At 70.8% G+C, this 16,034-nt stretch carries 15 protein-coding genes and 1 pseudogene; 6 read left to right on the top strand and 10 right to left on the bottom strand.

The annotated features are described in order from the left end of the window. Positions 1-106: 106 nt before the first annotated feature. Together recA and recX are read left to right on the top strand one after the other, a co-directional pair. Complete coding sequence (gene recA, locus ABZ823_RS14325; protein ID WP_361658660.1) at positions 107-1,234, top strand: recombinase RecA; 1,128 nt, start codon at positions 107-109, stop codon at positions 1,232-1,234. Between the two features lie 3 nt (positions 1,235-1,237). Further along, entirely contained in the window at positions 1,238-2,014 is a 777-nt protein-coding gene (recX, locus tag ABZ823_RS14320; protein ID WP_361658657.1) for a recombination regulator RecX, read from the top strand. 266 nt (positions 2,015-2,280) lie between these two features. Here the strand turns inward: recX and ABZ823_RS14315 are convergent, their stop codons facing one another. From ABZ823_RS14315 to ABZ823_RS14280, 8 genes are all read right to left on the bottom strand, one after another. Beyond that, entirely contained in the window at positions 2,281-2,682 is a 402-nt protein-coding gene (locus ABZ823_RS14315; protein ID WP_361658654.1) for a rhodanese-like domain-containing protein, read from the bottom strand. Further along, positions 2,679-3,152, bottom strand: a complete 474-nt coding sequence (locus tag ABZ823_RS14310; protein WP_361658752.1) for a cysteine dioxygenase — start codon at positions 3,150-3,152, stop codon at positions 2,679-2,681. Before ABZ823_RS14310 ends, ABZ823_RS14315 begins: the two co-directional genes overlap by 4 nt. Positions 3,153-3,320: 168 nt before the next feature. Next, positions 3,321-3,392 (bottom strand): putative leader peptide, encoded by a 72-nt coding sequence (locus ABZ823_RS14305; protein ID WP_309544753.1) that lies wholly within the window; start codon positions 3,390-3,392, stop codon positions 3,321-3,323. Positions 3,393-3,505: 113 nt separating this feature from the next. Further along, on the bottom strand, positions 3,506-5,182 hold the full coding sequence (locus tag ABZ823_RS14300; RefSeq protein WP_361658652.1) for an FAD-dependent monooxygenase: 1,677 nt from the start codon (positions 5,180-5,182) through the stop codon (positions 3,506-3,508). A gap of 325 nt (positions 5,183-5,507) precedes the next feature. Continuing rightward, positions 5,508-6,413: an amino acid ABC transporter permease gene (locus ABZ823_RS14295; protein WP_361658649.1), complete on the bottom strand. Its 906-nt coding sequence runs from the start codon at positions 6,411-6,413 to the stop codon at positions 5,508-5,510. Next, the gene (locus tag ABZ823_RS14290; RefSeq protein ID WP_361658645.1) at positions 6,410-7,057 is read right to left on the bottom strand and encodes an amino acid ABC transporter permease; all 648 of its coding nucleotides are present in this window, start codon (positions 7,055-7,057) and stop codon (positions 6,410-6,412) included. Before ABZ823_RS14290 ends, ABZ823_RS14295 begins: the two co-directional genes overlap by 4 nt. Before the next feature lie 163 nt (positions 7,058-7,220). Beyond that, entirely contained in the window at positions 7,221-8,135 is a 915-nt protein-coding gene (locus ABZ823_RS14285) for a glutamate ABC transporter substrate-binding protein (protein WP_361658642.1), read from the bottom strand. An 81-nt stretch (positions 8,136-8,216) separates the two neighbouring features. Further along, a complete protein-coding gene (locus tag ABZ823_RS14280) occupies positions 8,217-8,993 on the bottom strand; it encodes an amino acid ABC transporter ATP-binding protein (RefSeq protein WP_361658639.1) in 777 nt (258 codons plus the stop codon). Positions 8,994-9,354: 361 nt separating this feature from the next. Here ABZ823_RS14280 and ABZ823_RS14275 point away from each other — a divergent pair, with 361 nt between their 5' ends. Then, a complete protein-coding gene (locus tag ABZ823_RS14275) occupies positions 9,355-10,041 on the top strand; it encodes a response regulator transcription factor (RefSeq protein ID WP_234513584.1) in 687 nt (228 codons plus the stop codon). A gap of 9 nt (positions 10,042-10,050) precedes the next feature. Next, positions 10,051-11,475 (top strand): HAMP domain-containing sensor histidine kinase, encoded by a 1,425-nt coding sequence (locus ABZ823_RS14270; protein ID WP_361658636.1) that lies wholly within the window; start codon positions 10,051-10,053, stop codon positions 11,473-11,475. 245 nt (positions 11,476-11,720) lie between these two features. On the opposite strand, the gene ABZ823_RS14265 is transcribed toward ABZ823_RS14270, so the two are convergent. Then, a complete protein-coding gene (locus ABZ823_RS14265; RefSeq protein ID WP_361658633.1) occupies positions 11,721-12,719 on the bottom strand; it encodes a TAXI family TRAP transporter solute-binding subunit in 999 nt (332 codons plus the stop codon). A 97-nt stretch (positions 12,720-12,816) separates the two neighbouring features. Between ABZ823_RS14265 and ABZ823_RS14260 the strand changes: the two are divergent. Beyond that, a pseudogene (locus tag ABZ823_RS14260) lies at positions 12,817-13,220 on the top strand (MazG nucleotide pyrophosphohydrolase domain-containing protein). Positions 13,221-13,239: 19 nt separating this feature from the next. On the opposite strand, the gene ABZ823_RS14255 reads toward ABZ823_RS14260, so the two are convergent. After that, a complete protein-coding gene (locus ABZ823_RS14255) occupies positions 13,240-13,902 on the bottom strand; it encodes a methyltransferase domain-containing protein (protein WP_361658630.1) in 663 nt (220 codons plus the stop codon). A gap of 373 nt (positions 13,903-14,275) precedes the next feature. Here ABZ823_RS14255 and miaB point away from each other — a divergent pair, with 373 nt between their 5' ends. Beyond that, entirely contained in the window at positions 14,276-15,805 is a 1,530-nt protein-coding gene (gene miaB, locus ABZ823_RS14250) for a tRNA (N6-isopentenyl adenosine(37)-C2)-methylthiotransferase MiaB (protein WP_361658627.1), read from the top strand. Positions 15,806-16,034 lie beyond the last annotated feature (229 nt).

Here is a 16,034-nt window from a genome sequence, read left to right as displayed (position 1 = left end):
TGCCCGAGTTATCCACAGGCCGGACGAGCGTCGGGGCGCATTGTCAGTGGCAGGCGTTAGCGTCTTTGACGTGAAGCGATCGACTCAAGCAAACCGGGTGGAACCCATGGCAGGCACCGACCGCGAGAAGGCCCTGGACGCCGCGCTCGCACAGATTGAACGGCAATTCGGCAAGGGCGCGGTCATGCGCATGGGCGAGCGGTCCAAGGAGCCCATCGAGGTCATCCCGACCGGGTCGACCGCGCTCGACGTGGCCCTCGGCGTCGGCGGCCTCCCCCGCGGCCGAGTGGTGGAGATCTACGGACCGGAGTCCTCCGGTAAGACGACCCTGACCCTGCACGCGGTGGCGAACGCGCAGAAGGCCGGCGGCCAGGTCGCCTTCGTGGACGCCGAGCACGCCCTCGACCCCGAGTACGCGCGCAAGCTGGGCGTCGACATCGACAATCTGATCCTCTCCCAGCCGGACAACGGCGAACAGGCACTGGAGATCGTGGACATGCTGGTCCGCTCCGGCGCTCTCGACCTCATCGTCATCGACTCCGTCGCCGCGCTCGTCCCGCGCGCGGAGATCGAGGGCGAGATGGGCGACAGCCACGTGGGTCTTCAGGCCCGTCTGATGAGCCAGGCCCTGCGGAAGATCACCAGCGCGCTCAACCAGTCGAAGACCACCGCGATCTTCATCAACCAGCTCCGCGAGAAGATCGGCGTGATGTTCGGCTCCCCGGAGACCACGACCGGTGGCCGGGCACTGAAGTTCTACGCCTCGGTGCGTATCGACATCCGCCGCATCGAGACCCTGAAGGACGGCACGGAAGCGGTCGGCAACCGCACCCGCTGCAAGGTCGTCAAGAACAAGGTCGCCCCGCCCTTCAAGCAGGCCGAGTTCGACATCCTCTACGGACAGGGCATCAGCCGTGAGGGCGGCCTGATCGACATGGGTGTCGAGCACGGCTTCGTCCGCAAGGCCGGCGCCTGGTACACGTACGAGGGCGACCAGCTCGGCCAGGGCAAGGAGAACGCGCGCAACTTCCTGAAGGACAACCCCGACCTGGCCAACGAGATCGAGAAGAAGATCAAGGAGAAGCTGGGCGTCGGTGTGCGTGCCGAGGAGCCCGCCACCGAGCCGGGCGCGGACGCGGCGAGCGGTACGCCCGCGGCCGAGGACGCCGCCAAGACGGGGTCCGCTCCGGCGGCCAAGGCGACCAAGGCCAAGGCGCCGGCGGCCAAGAGCTAGCCCGTGACACGACGAACCGACTGGGCCGAGTACGCCTTCCCGGGGGCCCCGCAGGGGCGGGGGAGCCGGGCTGACGGGGGATCGGTCGGGGACGGCGACGGGGCGTACGACGACATGAGGGGCGACGCGGATGCCCGGACTGCGGGCGCTCCGCGTGACGACGGCCGCGCCCAGGGGGGACGCGGACGGGGGCGGCGGCGCGGTTTCGGGGAACCGGCCGACGGCCCACAGGACGGAGGGTCCTCTTTCTCGTCGAGGGCCGAGAAGGGGGAGCCCCCGGCGGACCCGGTGGAGCGGGCGCGGGCGATCTGCCTGCGCCTGCTCACCGGGACACCGCGCACGCGGAAGCAGCTCGCGGACGCCCTGCGCAAGCGGGAGATACCCGACGACGTGGCGGAGGAGGTGCTGTCGAGGTTCGAGGAGGTGGGCCTCATCGACGACGGTGCCTTCGCGGACGCCTGGGTGGAGTCCCGGCACCACGGCCGGGGCCTGGCCCGCCGGGCGCTCGCGCGGGAGCTGCGTACCAAGGGCGTGGACTCCGCGCTGATCGACGAAGCGGTGGGACAGCTCGATGCCGAGCAGGAGGAGGCCACCGCGCGTGAACTCGTCGACCGCAAACTGCGCGCGACACGGGGCCTCGACCGCGACAAGCGTCTGCGCCGCCTCGCGGGCATGCTCGCCCGCAAGGGCTACCCCGAGGGGATGGCCCTGCGGGTGGTCCGCCAGGCGCTGGAGGACGAGGGGGAGGACACGGAAGGGCTGGGGGAAGGGGAGTTCTGAACCCGCGGGGCCGTTCGGCGGCACGGAAGCGACATGCGGCCCGGCGGGAGGCGATCGTTGGCCCTGGTGGACAGCGATGTGCGGCCCGGCCGGACCGGGCGCGGGGAAACGAGCCCGTGGACACGGTGGACGCGCGGGGGCGCCCACCGCGTTCAGGGCTGGGGTGCCCGCCCGGTGGGATGCCCGCCCGGACCTCGCCGCACCCACGAGATCTCGGCAACCGCCGTTCATGTCGGCCCGACCCGCACGCACGGGAAGGGCACGGCCTACGGTGTCACCGGCAGCCCCGCCGCCTTCCAGGCCTGGAAGCCGCCCACCAGGTCCGTGGCACGGTGCAGGCCCAGTTGGCGCAGCGAGGCGGCGGCGAGGCTCGACGCGTAGCCCTCGTTGCAGACGATCACCACACGCAGGTCGTGGCTCGTCGCCTCGGGGACGCGGTGGCTGCCCTGTGGATCCAGGCGCCACTCCAGTTCGTTGCGCTCGATGACGAGGGCGCCCGGGATCAGTCCGTCACGGTCGCGCAGGGCCGCATAGCGGATGTCCACGAGCAGGGCGTCCTCGGCGCGTGCGGCCTCGTACGCCTCTTTCGCCTCCACGCGGTCGAGGTCCGCGCGGACTTGCTCCAGCAACACGTCAATGCCGACGGGGCCTTCGGGTCGGTACGTCACTGCCAGTCCTCCGGGCGCTCGACCTGCTCCAGGCGCAGTACCTGACCTGTGCGACTGTAACGGCGGATGCGCGGCAGGGGTGGGTAGTAGGCGTGGACGGAGATCGCGTGGCGGTCGGCGCACTCGTTGAGCACCTCGTGCACATGGTGCTGCCCGAAGGAGCGACCCCTGCCCGCCGGCAGCCGCCGCTCGCGGTCCACCCCCTCGGTGAGTTCCAGGGTCTTCCAGCCGTCGGAAGGCAGCCGGGCCGCGAGGGAGTTCTCCTTCAGTTCGCCCGATGCGGTGACGAAGGCGCCGACCGAGTCGGCATGGTCGTGCCAGCCGGTGCCCGTGCCGGGCGGCCAGCCGATCAGCCATGCCTCGCTGCCGCCGGGACCCTCCAGCCGTACCCAGGTACGGCCCTCCGGGTCGAGGGGGAGCGAGGAGATCAGCTCCGTGTCGGCGGCCGTCCGGCGTACGAAGTCGAGCAGCTCGGCCTGGGTGGGCGCCTGAGCGGAGGCGGAGACGGACGAGGCGGGGGGAGATGGGACCGGGGGGACCGAGGAGAGAGAAGGGTGTGCGGACAACGGGACCGTCCTGAGATTCGCGTGGAGCGCGCGGTGGTGCCAGGAGGCGCGCGGGTGAAGGGGGAAGCGAGATCAGCAGGACGGGCGACACACGCAGCCCGCGTAGCGGACGAGGTCCATATGGACCCTCCGCCACAGGCGCACACAGGTGTCGGTCACGATCCGGAGTACACCATGGGGGTGTCGACCGGTCAATTCACCGTCACTATGTGGACACCAGGTTGACCGTGTGTTCGAGGGCGGGCGTCCCGCGCCCCTCAGCCCGCGCTCGCCGCGGCCTGTTCCTTCGCCGGGCCGCCCAGCGTCGCCTCCGCCGCCCGGTACAGGTCCGCCGGCCGTACCCCGCTCAGCGCCGTCACCAGGTGACCGTCCGGGCGGACCAGGAGGACCGTGTGGGGGGCCGCGCCCGGGTAGCTCTCGGCGACGAGCAGTTCCGCGGGGTGCGGCAGGGCCGTCACCGCCGCTGCCAGCCGGGGCATGATCCCGGCCGACACCCAGTGCTTGCGCTCCCATACCCCGGTGCCCGGTGCCACCAGCACCACCAGCAGTGATCCGCGCCCCAGCCGGTCCCGCAGCCGTACGAACGAACCGTCCTCGGCCGTCACCCGCACATCCGCGACCGCCGCCCCGGGCTCGGTGCCCACCCGCGCCTCCGACTCGCTCGGAGCGGGCGTGAGCGGTGAGCCGGCGTACGTACCCGGCGCCCCCAGCGCCCCGCGCCCCAGATGACCGTCCGCGAGCAGCGCCTCCTGGCCGCGCGCGGACCCGGGGACGTACGACCGCAGGGTTCCGCCGCTGCGCAGCAACGGCAGCGCCTGGTCGGCGGCGCGCAGCCGGGCCGCGACCACGGCGCGGCGCTCGGCCTGGTAGCTGTCGAGCAGTGTCTCGCGCGGGCCGTGGTGCCAGGCCAGCGCCAGCTTCCAGGCGAGGTTGTCCACGTCCCTGAGCCCCTCGTCCACGCCCTGGGTGCCGAGCGCGCCGAGCAGATGCGCGGCGTCCCCGGCGAGGAAGACCCGGCCGACGCGCCAGCGGCGGGCGAGCCGGTGGTGGACGGTGTGGACGCCCGTGTCCACCAGGTCGTAGGTGGGGGTGGTGCCCCCGTTCCAGCCCGCGAGCGTCTCCCGGACCCGGGCCAGCAGCAGTTCGGGCGTGACCAGGTCCTTGCCCGGTGGCAGCAGCCAGTCCAGGCGCCACACGCCGTCGGGCAGGGGGCGCGCGGTGATCTCGCCGCCCGAGGGGCCGGAAGTCCGCCAGGGCGGCATCCGGTGCAGCAACGCCTCGCCGGGCCGGGGAAGTTCGGTGCGCAGCGCCGCCACGGCATGGCGTTCCACTGCCGTGCGGCCGGGGAAGCGGATGTCCAGGAGCTTGCGCACCGTCGAGCGCGGCCCGTCGCAGCCGACCAGGTAACTGCCGCGCCACCAGGTGGCCTGGGGGCCGCGTGTGTGCGCCGTGACACCGGAGGGTTCCTGCTCGAGGCAGTCCAGTCGGCTCTCCACCGCGACCTCGACCAGCCGATCGCGGGCGACCGCCGCGCGCAAGGCGCCGGTGAGGACATGCTGGGCGATGTGCAGCGGGGCCGGTCCGCCGACGATCTCGGGTTTCGGGGTCGCGCCGCTCCGGCCCTCCGTGGCGCCGTATCCGGCCCCGTCCGTTTCCCGGCCGTCGGCCGGCGCGAACACGACCTCGCGGGTCACCTGCTTGCGCCGCATCGACCGCCACCCGGTCCAGCGCAGCCCGGACCCGGCGAGCGGCGCCCCGGCCAATCGTTCCATCAGCGCGGTGGTGTCCTCGCGCAGGACAAGGGTGCGCGCCGCTCGCTGCTCGTCCCTGCCGGGGCCCTCGTCGAGGACGACGGACGGCACCTCCTGACGCGCGAGCGCGAGAGCGAGCGCGAGGCCCACCGGCCCCGCTCCCACGATGATCACCGGGTCCACGGCGTGGCGCCCCCTGCCCTGAGCGGTGTCCTGAGGGACGTACGGGAACAGGCAGTTGGAGCAGGGTGCACGATCACAGAACGTATGCAACAGACTGTGTGCCACTCGGTCAAGTGGGACGCACTCAGGCAGGCCGCCGGGGCCTGTCACTCCGAGCGGGCACGGCGGGAGAGCGACCCGCTCATATCTTGCTCAACTCGATTGCCGCGTAGGGATCGTTGCCGCGGCGGTCCTCGCCGTCCGCGGAGGCGGAACGCGCTTCGAGGGCGGCACCGCCCGCCTGTCCGGCGTGGCCGTGCCGCCCTCGGGGCGTGGGACGGAGGCGTCAGCGGCCGTCGGTCACGTCGAGCACCCCGGGTGCCTCGGCCGGCTCGGCCGCCGCGGCCACCACGACACCGGTCTTGGCCCGGCGCCCGCGCCGCTCGAGCCAGGTGGCGAGTGAGGACAGCGCGAGGCACATCGCGATGTAGATCGCGCCGACGACGATGGTGACCGCCGTGAACGGGTTCTCCCCGTTGACGATGATGTTGTTGGCCATCGTCCGTGTGGCGAAGAGGAGTTCGGTGTACGTGATGATGTAGCCGAGTGAGGTGTCCTTCAGGGTGACGACCAGCTGGCTGATCATCGTCGGCAGCATGGAGCGCACTGCCTGCGGCAGCAACAGTGTGGTCATCACCTGGTACTTGCGCAGACCGATCGCGTAGGCGGCCTCGACCTGCCCCCGGGGCACGGCGTTGAAGCCCGCCCGGAACACCTCGGCCTGCACGGAACCGTTGTAGATGGTCAGGCCGATGACCAGGCCCCAGAAGGCCGTGTTGTCGCCGATGGCGCCCAGGTCGGCCTTGTAGGTGAGGAACACCACCCACAGGGCGTAGATCGTGATCAGCAGGGGTACCGCGCGGAACACCTCGATGAATCCCGTCGCGAACCAGCGGACCGGCTTGTGCTCGGACTGCCGTGCGATGGCGAGCAGGAGGCCGAGCACGAGGGACAACGCGCCGGCGACGGCGAACACCTTCAGCGTGGTCAGCACGCCGTTGCGGATGTTGGTCCGCACACCGGCGTTGTTGAAGATGTTCCAGACCTCGGGATCGAGCTGGCCCTTGGCGTGCATGCGGTACAGGGTGAAAAGGATCAGGGCCAGTACGGCCAGCGCACCCGCCACCGTGTAGAGGCGGTTGCGCAGACGAGCCCTGGGGCCGGGTGCGTCGTACAGAACACTCGAACTCATCGTGCGACCCCCATGCGTCGCTCCAGCAGTCGGAAGAGGCCGCTGATGAAGAAGGTGATGACGAGGTAGCCCAGGGCCACCCACAGGAAGATCCACGCGATGGCGAAGCCCTGGTCACTGAGGAGCTTCTGCACTCCGAACAGTTCGGTGACGCTGAACGCGCCCGCGATCGCCGAGTTCTTCGTCAGCGCGATGAAGATCGAGCTCAGCGGCGGCAGCACCGTCCGCGTGGCCTGGGGCAGGACGATCAGGCGCAGTGTCTGGGAGAACGTCAGGCCCAGGGAGCGGGCGGCCTCCGCCTGCCCCATGGGTACGGTGTTGATGCCCGAGCGGACGGCCTCGCAGACGAAGGCCGAGGTGTAGAACCCGAGCGCGATCAGGGCCTTGGTCCAGGGGCTCATCCCCGGTACGAAGATCACCGGGACGACGAACCACGCGACGAGGAAGAGCAGCGTCAGCGGCGTGTTCCTGAAGAGCGTGACCCAGAGGGTGCCGAACAGCCGCAACGGAGGCACAGGAGAGACACGGAACCCCGCGATGGTGACACCAAGCACCATCGCGAGGAGTCCGCTGGCGAGGGTCAGCAGGACGGTGCCGATGAACCCCTCGCGGAAATCCGCGAGATGGTCGAGCAATACATTCACGGGGTGATGTCCTCGTGGGCGGCGTACGGGCGGGGAGGCTCCGGTCCCGGGCGCATCGCGCGGAGGCGCCCGGGACGGACGGTTCGTCGCCACGGAAGCGGACGGGTCCGGTCCGTGGCGGTGGGCTTCGTCGGCGGCGCGGTCGTGGCGTCCCGCCGTCGGGTCAGTAGCGCTCGACGGCCGGGGGCTCCGTGTAGGCGGAGCCGGACAGACCGAGCGTCGCCTCGTACGCCTTCTTGTAGTCGCCGTTCTTCTCGTGCGCCTCGAGGGCGTCGTTGACCGCGTCGCGCAGGGCCTTGTCGTCCTTGTTCATGCCGACGCCGTACGGCTCCTTGGTGAACGGCTTGCCGACCACCTTCAGCTTGGTCGGGCGCTGAGCGGCGTAGCCCTTGAGGATCGCGTCGTCGGTGGTGACCGCGTCGACCTCGTTGTTGAGCAGCTGCTGCACGCACTCGGAGTACTTGGACAGCTCGACGGTCTTGGCGCCGTACTTGGGCTTCTTGATCTCCTGGAGCGGCGTGGAGCCCTTGATGGAGCAGACGGTCTTGCCCTTGAGCGCGTCCGGCCCGGTGATGCCCTGCTCCTCCTTGCGGACGAGCAGGTCGGCGCCCGCCATGAAGTAGGGGCCCGCGAAGCCGACCTGCTTCTTGCGCTCGTCGTTGATCGTGTACGTGCCCACGTAGAGGTCGACCTCGCCCTTGGAGATCGTGGTCTCCCGGACGTTCGAGTCCACCGTCTTGAACTCGAGCTGGGAGGGCTTGAAGCCGAGGTTGGCGGCGACCATCTTGGCGATCTCGATGTCGAAGCCGGAACGCTTGCCCGACGTGTCCTCGAATCCGAGGTACGGCTGGTCGTTCTTGGCACCGATCACGAGCTTGCCCGCCTGCTGGGCCCTCTTCAGGGTGGGCGAGTCGATCTTCACGTTCTGCGCGACGGTGTACGTCGGCAGTGCGGGCCGGCTCGCGCCACCGGTCTCGCCGGGCTGGTCACCGGCGTTGCCGGACTCGCCGCCACAGGCAGAGACGGTGAGCGCCAGGACGGCGAGGGTGGCTGCGGCGGCGGACTTGCGGAGCTTCATCGTGGAATCCTTCGTTTCTGCAGGTTCGGCCGTGATGAGATCGGATGCGTGCCGGCACGGTGACGTGCCTGTGCGTCACTGTCAGTGGTGCAGGATCTTCGACAGGAAGTCCTTGGCGCGTTCACTGCGTGGGGTGGCGAAGAACTGCTCGGGCGTGCCTTCTTCGACGATGCGGCCGTCGGCCATGAACACCACCCGGTTGGCGGCCGAGCGGGCGAAGCCCATCTCGTGCGTGACGACGACCATGGTCATGCCGTCCCGGGCGAGTTGCTGCATGACCTCCAGGACCTCGTTGATCATCTCGGGGTCCAGGGCCGAGGTCGGCTCGTCGAAGAGGATGAGCTTGGGGTCCATCGCCAGCGCGCGGGCGATCGCGACGCGCTGCTGCTGGCCGCCGGAGAGCTGCGCCGGGTACTTGTCCGCCTGGTTACCGACGCCGACCCGGTCGAGCAGGGCGCGCGCCTTGTCCTCGGCCTTCTTCCTGTCCGTCTTGCGGACCTTGATCTGGCCCAGCATGACGTTCTCGAGCACGGTCTTGTGGGCGAACAGGTTGAAGGACTGGAAGACCATGCCGACCTCGGAGCGCAGCCGGGCCAGTTCCCTGCCCTCCTGGGGCAGCGGCTTGCCGTCGATCAGGATCTCGCCAGAGTCGATGGTCTCCAGGCGGTTGATGGTGCGGCACAGGGTGGACTTTCCCGACCCCGAGGGGCCGATGACCACGACGACCTCACCGCGGGTGATGGTCAGGTCGATGTCCTGCAGCACGTGCAACGCGCCGAAGTGCTTGTTGACGCTCTTCAGGACGACCAGTTCGTCGGTCGCGGCCACCGAGTCCTTGGCCACCGATACTGCGGTCATTGCTGGTTGGCTCCGTCCTCACTCGGTTTCGGAGGACAGTAATGACGCGGTGCCACCAGCGTCATTACATCTGAGGGAGATCTGAGCATCACGATCCGGTAGCGGCTGGACACATGCCGTAGCCGCAGTGCTCAACCCGCGTACCGGCTGAATAACGGAAGGCGTCCGCAACCGGAACCCTCTTGACGCCGTCCTTGTTCATCGGCGTGACTGCCATGGTGCACGCCCACGCGTGCACACGTTCGTGTGGATGACGCTTTCGTTCGTGTGGATGACGCTTTCCAGTACAGGGTGCGGACCGGCCCTTGTACAGGCCGACGCCGAACGGGACCTTGGTACCGAGAAACCGGAGGGGGCCGGCATGAGACTGCTTCTCGTCGAGGACGACAACCACGTCGCGGCCGCCCTGTCCGCCGTGCTGGCGCGGCACGGCTTCGACGTCACGCACGCCCGCAACGGCGAGGAGGCCCTCCGGGCGCTGGTCCCCGAGGGCGCAGGCTTCGGTGTGGTCCTGCTCGACCTGGGCCTGCCCGACCAGGACGGCTACGAGGTCTGCGGGAAGATCCGCAAGCGCACCAGCACCCCGGTGATCATGGTCACCGCGCGCTCCGACGTCCGGTCCCGGATCCACGGCCTGAACCTCGGCGCCGACGACTACGTGGTCAAGCCGTACGACACCGGGGAGCTGCTCGCGCGTATCCACGCCGTCAGCCGGCGCACCCCGCACCTGGACGACACCGGCGCCACCGAGACCGTGCTGCGCCTCGGCCCGGTGCACATAGAACTGCCCACCCGCCGGGTCAGCGTCGACGGTTCGGCGGTGCAGCTGACCCGCAAGGAGTTCGATCTGCTCGCCCTGCTCGCCCAGCGCCCGGGCGTGGTGTTCCGGCGCGAGCAGATCATCAGCGAGGTCTGGCAGACCAGCTGGGAGGGGACCGGGCGCACCCTGGAGGTGCATGTCGCCTCCCTGCGCTCCAAGCTGCGCATGCCGGCGCTGATCGAGACCGTGCGTGGCGTCGGGTACCGGCTCGTCGCCCCGGCCGCGTAGCGGGGACGGGTGCGCACACGTCTGCTTCCGCTCCTCATCGTCCTGATGGCTGCCGTTCTGCTCGCGCTCGGCGTGCCGCTCGCGGTGAGCCTCGCGGCCGCACAGCAGCAGCGCGTCGTCGTCGACCGGATCGACGACACGGCACGCTTCGCGGCCCTCGCGCAGTTCGTCACGGACCGGCCCGGCAACGGCTCCCGGGTGGGGACGGAGGACGAGCGCGGTGGGACCCTGCGCAAGGAACTCGCCATGTACTACAGCGTCTACGGCATCCGGGCCGGTGTCTTCTACCGGGACGACGTACCCATGGCCAATGCGCCGGAGGACTGGTACCTCCCCCAGGAGGGCGACGGCCGAAACGCCTTCAACGAGGCACTCCTCGGGCGGCGCAGCCACGACCCCGAGCAGGTGTGGCCCTGGCAGCGGACCCGGCTCGTGGTCGCCTCCCCGGTCATCCGCGACGGCGATGTCGTCGCCGTGGTCGTCACCGACTCGCCCACCGGGCAGATGCGGTCGAGCATCCTGCACGGCTGGCTGCTCATCGGCGCCGGGGAGATCGCCGCGATGCTGCTGGCGGTGGGCGCGGCGCTGCGCCTGACCGGCTGGGTCCTCAGGCCCGTGCGGGTCCTGGACGCGACGACCCACGACATCGCGACCGGACGCCTCAAGTCCAGGGTCGCGGCCGCCGGAGGACCGCCGGAACTCCGGCGCCTGGCCCGGTCGTTCAACGAGATGGCGGACAACGTCGAGGAAGTCCTGGAGCAGCAGCGCGCCTTTGTCGCGGACGCCTCCCACCAGCTGCGCAATCCGCTCTCCGCGCTGCTGCTGCGCATCGAGCTGCTCGCCCTCGAACTGCCCGAGGACAACGAGGAGATCGCCTCGGTCCGTACCGAGGGCAAGCGCCTTGCTCAGGTCCTCGACGACCTGCTCGACCTGGCGCTCGCCGAGCACGCCGAGGCCGACCTGCGGATCACCGACGTCGGCGCGCTGGCCGCCGAGCGGGTCGCGGCCTGGAGCCCGGCCGCCGAGGCCAAGGGCGTACGGCTGGCCGGGAACTGCCCGGCCACCACCGCCTGGGCCGATCCTGTCACGCTGTCCAGCGCGCTGGACGCGGTCATCGACAACGCGGTGAAGTTCACCCCCGAGGGAGAGCGAGTCGAGGTCGACGTCTCGGCCGACGGCGAGTGGGCCACGGTGGTGGTCACCGACGGCGGCCCCGGACTCGGCGACGAGGAACTGGCCCGCGTCGGGGACCGCTTCTGGCGCAGTGCGGCCCACCAGAACGTCAAGGGCTCGGGACTCGGGCTGTCCATCTCACGGGCGCTGCTGGCGGCGGGCGGGGGATCGATCAGGTACGCGCGCCACGAGCCGCACGGGCTGAAGGTGACGGTCACGGTGCCACGGACGGTCACCGGGACCGGCGTGTCCGGCACCTGAGGAGAACCTGTCCGGCTCCCGAGGGCGAACCTGTCCGGCTACCGAGGGCGAACCCGTCCGGCTCCCGAGGGCGAACCCGTCCGGCTCCCGAGGGCGAACCCGTCCGGCTCCCGAGGGCAAACCTGTCCGGCTCCCCTGGAGAAAGCCGTCCGGCACCTCAGGAAACCCGTTCGGCACGCGAAGGCAAAGAAGCCCAGATTCCGCTGCAGCCCGCCCGGGGGTGCCGGCGCGCCGGGGCCCGGCGGCTACGGCTTGACCGACTGGTAATACCGCCGCGCGCCCTCGTGCAGCTCCAGCGGATCGGTGTAGATCGCCGTCCGCAGGTCCACCAGCTGGGCCGCGTGCACCTGGGCGCCGATCCGGTCACGGCTGTCGATCACCGTGCGGGTGAGCTTCTCGGTCAGGTCCGGGTTCATGTCCTCCCGGGTGATCAGGAGGTTCGCGACGGCCACGGTCTGCACGGAGGACCCCTGCTCGGTGTCCGGGTAGGCGTCGGCAGGCATGACCGCGGCTCGGTAGTAGCGCGACGCGCCGCCCTGAGCGTGGAGCTTCGCCACCAGATCGCCGCCGATGGGCACCAGACGGATGTCGAACTGCCTCGACAGCTGGGTGACCGCGCTGGTGGGCAGCCCGCCCGACCAGAAGAACGCGTCGATCCTCTGCCGCTTCAGCAGGTCGGGCATGGTCCCGATGCCGTCGGACCGGGGAGTGATGTCCTTCTTCGGATCCAGCCCGGCCGCGGCGAGGACGTGTTCCGCTATCAGCCGCACCCCCGATCCACCCGGCCCGACGGCGACGGTCCGCCCCTTCAGGTCCGCCACGGACTGCACGGGGGACGAGCGCGGCACCACCAGGTGCACATAGTCGTCGTACAGACGTGCGCAGCCGCGCAGCCGCCCGGCACCCGGCTGGTTCTGCAGCCGGTACGTCTCCACCGCGTCGGCCGCGGCGAACGTGAAGTCCGCCCGGCCCGTGGCCACCCGCCGTACGTTCTCCTGCGAGCCGTCGCTGTTCAGCAGCCGGACGTCCAGTTGCGGCAGGTCCTTGGCGACGGCGTGTTGGAGCAGCGTGCCGTACCTCTGGTAGACGCCGGTCGGGGTGCCCGTACTGAAGGTGACCGTGCCGCTCGGGGACTCCTCGCCGATCGGCAGCAGCCACCACAGCAGCAGCCCGAAGACCGCGAAGGCGGCCGCCGAGCCCGTCAGCGCACGGCGCCTGCTGATACGGGGGAGTGCCTGAAGCATGCGGGCGATCCTGCCAGTCCGCACGCACCCCTGACCAGGGCGGGGTGCGCGGGGTGACCACGACAGACGCGGCGGCGGTGACCGGTAGGGTCGCCGGATGCACCCTTCGCCCGCCTCCCTCGTCCGTGGGTTCCACCTCGCCTTCGGGCTCGACGCCCGTACCGCGCCGACGGAGGTCTCCCCGGAAGTCGCCGCGCACCGCGGCGAGCTGCTCGCCGAGGAGGCCGCCGAGGTCGCCGAGGTCGCCGTCACCGGTCCGCTGGACCGGCTGGCGCACGAGCTGGCCGACCTCGTCTACGTGGCCTACGGCACGGCCCTCGTGCACGGCATCGACCTCGCGCCGTGATCGCCGAGATCCACCGCGCCAACATGAGCAAGATGGGCCCGGACGGCACGGTCGCCCGCCGGGAGGACGGGAAGGTCCTCAAGGGCGACCACTACCGCGCCCCGGACGTCGCGGCGGTGCTCCGCCACCAGGGCTGGACGCCCTCGGCGGCGTAGGAACCGCTCCGCGACGACCTCAAGGAGTTTCCGGACCGTCGGGCGCGAAGCCGTACCGTCCCAGCAGCCGGACGAAGCAGGCCGCGGTCACCACTCGCACCTGGGCCAGCCCGGACGCGGTGCGCTCGAAACACACCACCTGCTCGTGCCCGCCGGGCCCGATCGGCTGCACCAGGCGGCCGTGCTGACGTAGCTGCGCGACCAGCGGCGCGGGCACCTCCGGGAACGCGGCCGACACAAGGACCGCGTCGTACGGGGCCCGGTCCGGCACACCACCGCTGCCGTCGCCGATACGCAGCTCCACATTCCGTGTGCCCTGCCGTGAGAGATTCGCGCGCGCCTGCCGGGCGATGTCCGGCCGCATCTCGATGCTGACCACGTCGGCGGCCAGCCGGGCCAGCAGCGCGGTCTGGAAGCCGAGGCCGGTACCGACCTCCAGGACGTGCTCGCTCCCGCCCAGTGCGAGGCTCTCGATCATCCCGGCGGACAGCGAGGGCTGTGTGGTGACCTGTCCCTCCCCGATCGCAACGGGCACGTCCCGGTAGGCGGCGGCCACCTGTCCGGCCGGGACGAATCCCGCCCGGGGCGTCGTCCGCACCGCCTCAAGCAGCCGCTCGTCCCTGATCCCTGCGGCTCTGAGGGGCCGCAGGAGATCGTCGGGCTCCCTGGGTACGGGGTTCACGGGAGGGTCACCACACCACCAGGCTAGGGGGTGTCAGGACCTGTTCGGCCATGCGAAGACAGCGCAGGTGGCCGTCCCGTGCGCATACAGCCTGCCAGCCTGCCGCCGGCCGCTCCGACGAGCCGGGTCTCCGCGGTCGCCATGGTGCGGCCGACATGGATGGCGCTGCCCTCACAGCGCAGCGTCGGGGTTGCGAACACCGGCCTGACCATGTTCACGCCGAGCTGCATGGTGTACGCGCGGCCGGCCGGCAGGCAGGCAGGGCGGTCAGGGTCACCGCCGCCTCCGGCAGCACCGGCGCCGATCGGGAGCGGGGCCGGGTACGGGGACCGACCGTGGCGGGCCCACTCCGGCAACCGCCTACCCTTGAGCCATGACCAGCAGCAGCGACCGGAGCCCGGCAGTGGAAGCTCAAGGAAATCTCACCTACGAGGTTCGCACCTACGGGTGCCAGATGAACGTCCACGACTCCGAGCGATTGGCCGGACTGCTCGAAGAGGCCGGGTACGTGCGCGCGCCCGAGGGCTCGGACGGCGACGCGGACGTCGTCGTCTTCAACACCTGCGCCGTGCGCGAGAACGCCGACAACCGCCTCTACGGCAACCTCGGCCGGCTCGCGCCCAAGAAGGCCGGGCGCCCAGGCATGCAGATCGCCGTCGGCGGGTGTCTCGCCCAGAAGGACCGCGACACCATCGTGAAGAAGGCGCCCTGGGTGGACGTCGTCTTCGGCACGCACAACATCGGCAAGCTTCCCGTCCTGCTCGAGCGCGCCCGTGTGCAGCAGGAGGCGCAGGTCGAGATCGCCGAGTCGCTGGAGGCGTTCCCCTCCACCCTGCCGACGCGGCGCGAGAGCGCGTACGCCGCCTGGGTGTCGATCTCCGTCGGCTGCAACAACACCTGCACCTTCTGCATCGTCCCCGCCCTGCGCGGCAAGGAGAAGGACCGCCGCCCCGGCGACATCCTCGCCGAGGTCGAGGCCCTGGTCGCCGAGGGTGTCTCCGAGATCACCCTGCTGGGGCAGAACGTCAACGCCTACGGCTCCGACATCGGCGACCGCGAGGCCTTCAGCAAGCTCCTGCGCGCCTGCGGGAACATCGAGGGCCTGGAGCGGGTCCGCTTCACGTCCCCGCACCCGCGTGACTTCACCGACGACGTCATCGCGGCCATGGCCGAGACGCCGAACGTGATGCCGCAGCTGCACATGCCGCTCCAGTCCGGCTCGGACACGGTCCTGAAGGCGATGCGACGCTCGTACCGCCAGGAGCGCTACCTCGGGATCATCGAGAAGGTGCGGGCCGCCATCCCGCACGCCGCGATCACCACCGACATCATCGTCGGCTTCCCGGGCGAGACCGAGGAGGACTTCGAGCAGACGCTGCACGTGGTCCGCGAGGCGCGGTTCGCCCAGGCGTTCACCTTCCAGTACTCCAAGCGCCCCGGGACCCCGGCGGCCACCATGGAGAACCAGATCCCCAAGGAGGTCGTGCAGGGGCGCTACGAGCGTCTCGTCGCCCTTCAGGAGGAGATCTCCTGGGAGGAGAACAAGAAGCAGGTCGGCCGGACCCTGGAGCTGATGGTCGCAGAGGGCGAGGGCCGCAAGGACGGCGCCACGCACCGCCTCTCCGGCCGCGCCCCCGACAACCGCCTGGTCCACTTCACCAAGCCGGAGGAGGAGGTCCGCCCCGGCGACGTGGTGACGGTCGAGATCACGTACGCCGCCCCGCACCACCTGCTCGCGGAGGGCCCTGTCCTCGGCGTGCGCCGGACGCACGCGGGCGACGCCTGGGCGAAGCGGAACGCGGCGGAGACCGCCAAGCCGGCCGGCGTCATGCTCGGGCTGCCGAAGATCGGGGTTCCGGAGGCGCTGCCCATGGCCACGGCGGGGGCGTGCGGCTGCGACTGACCGTCAGCGGCATGCGGTCTCAGCGCGAGTCCCCGGCGATCAACGGAGGCAGCGCGGACCAGATCCCGGACCGGCTTCGGCATGCATGCCTGCCGGTCGTGGACGACCCGCCCACGTGCCAAGGCCGCGCGCACACCCAGGCCCCCCGCGTGCCAAGGCCGCGCACGCCAGGCCGCGCGGATGTCAAGGCCGCGCGGACTTGCCGGTCGCGGACCGGCGCATGCCCGTG

This window comes from Streptomyces sp. NPDC047079, assembly GCF_040643755.1.
GTDB lineage: Bacteria > Actinomycetota > Actinomycetes > Streptomycetales > Streptomycetaceae > Streptomyces.
The sequence above is the reverse complement of the archived record's forward strand: the minus strand, read 5'-3'. Positions and strand labels throughout refer to the sequence as shown.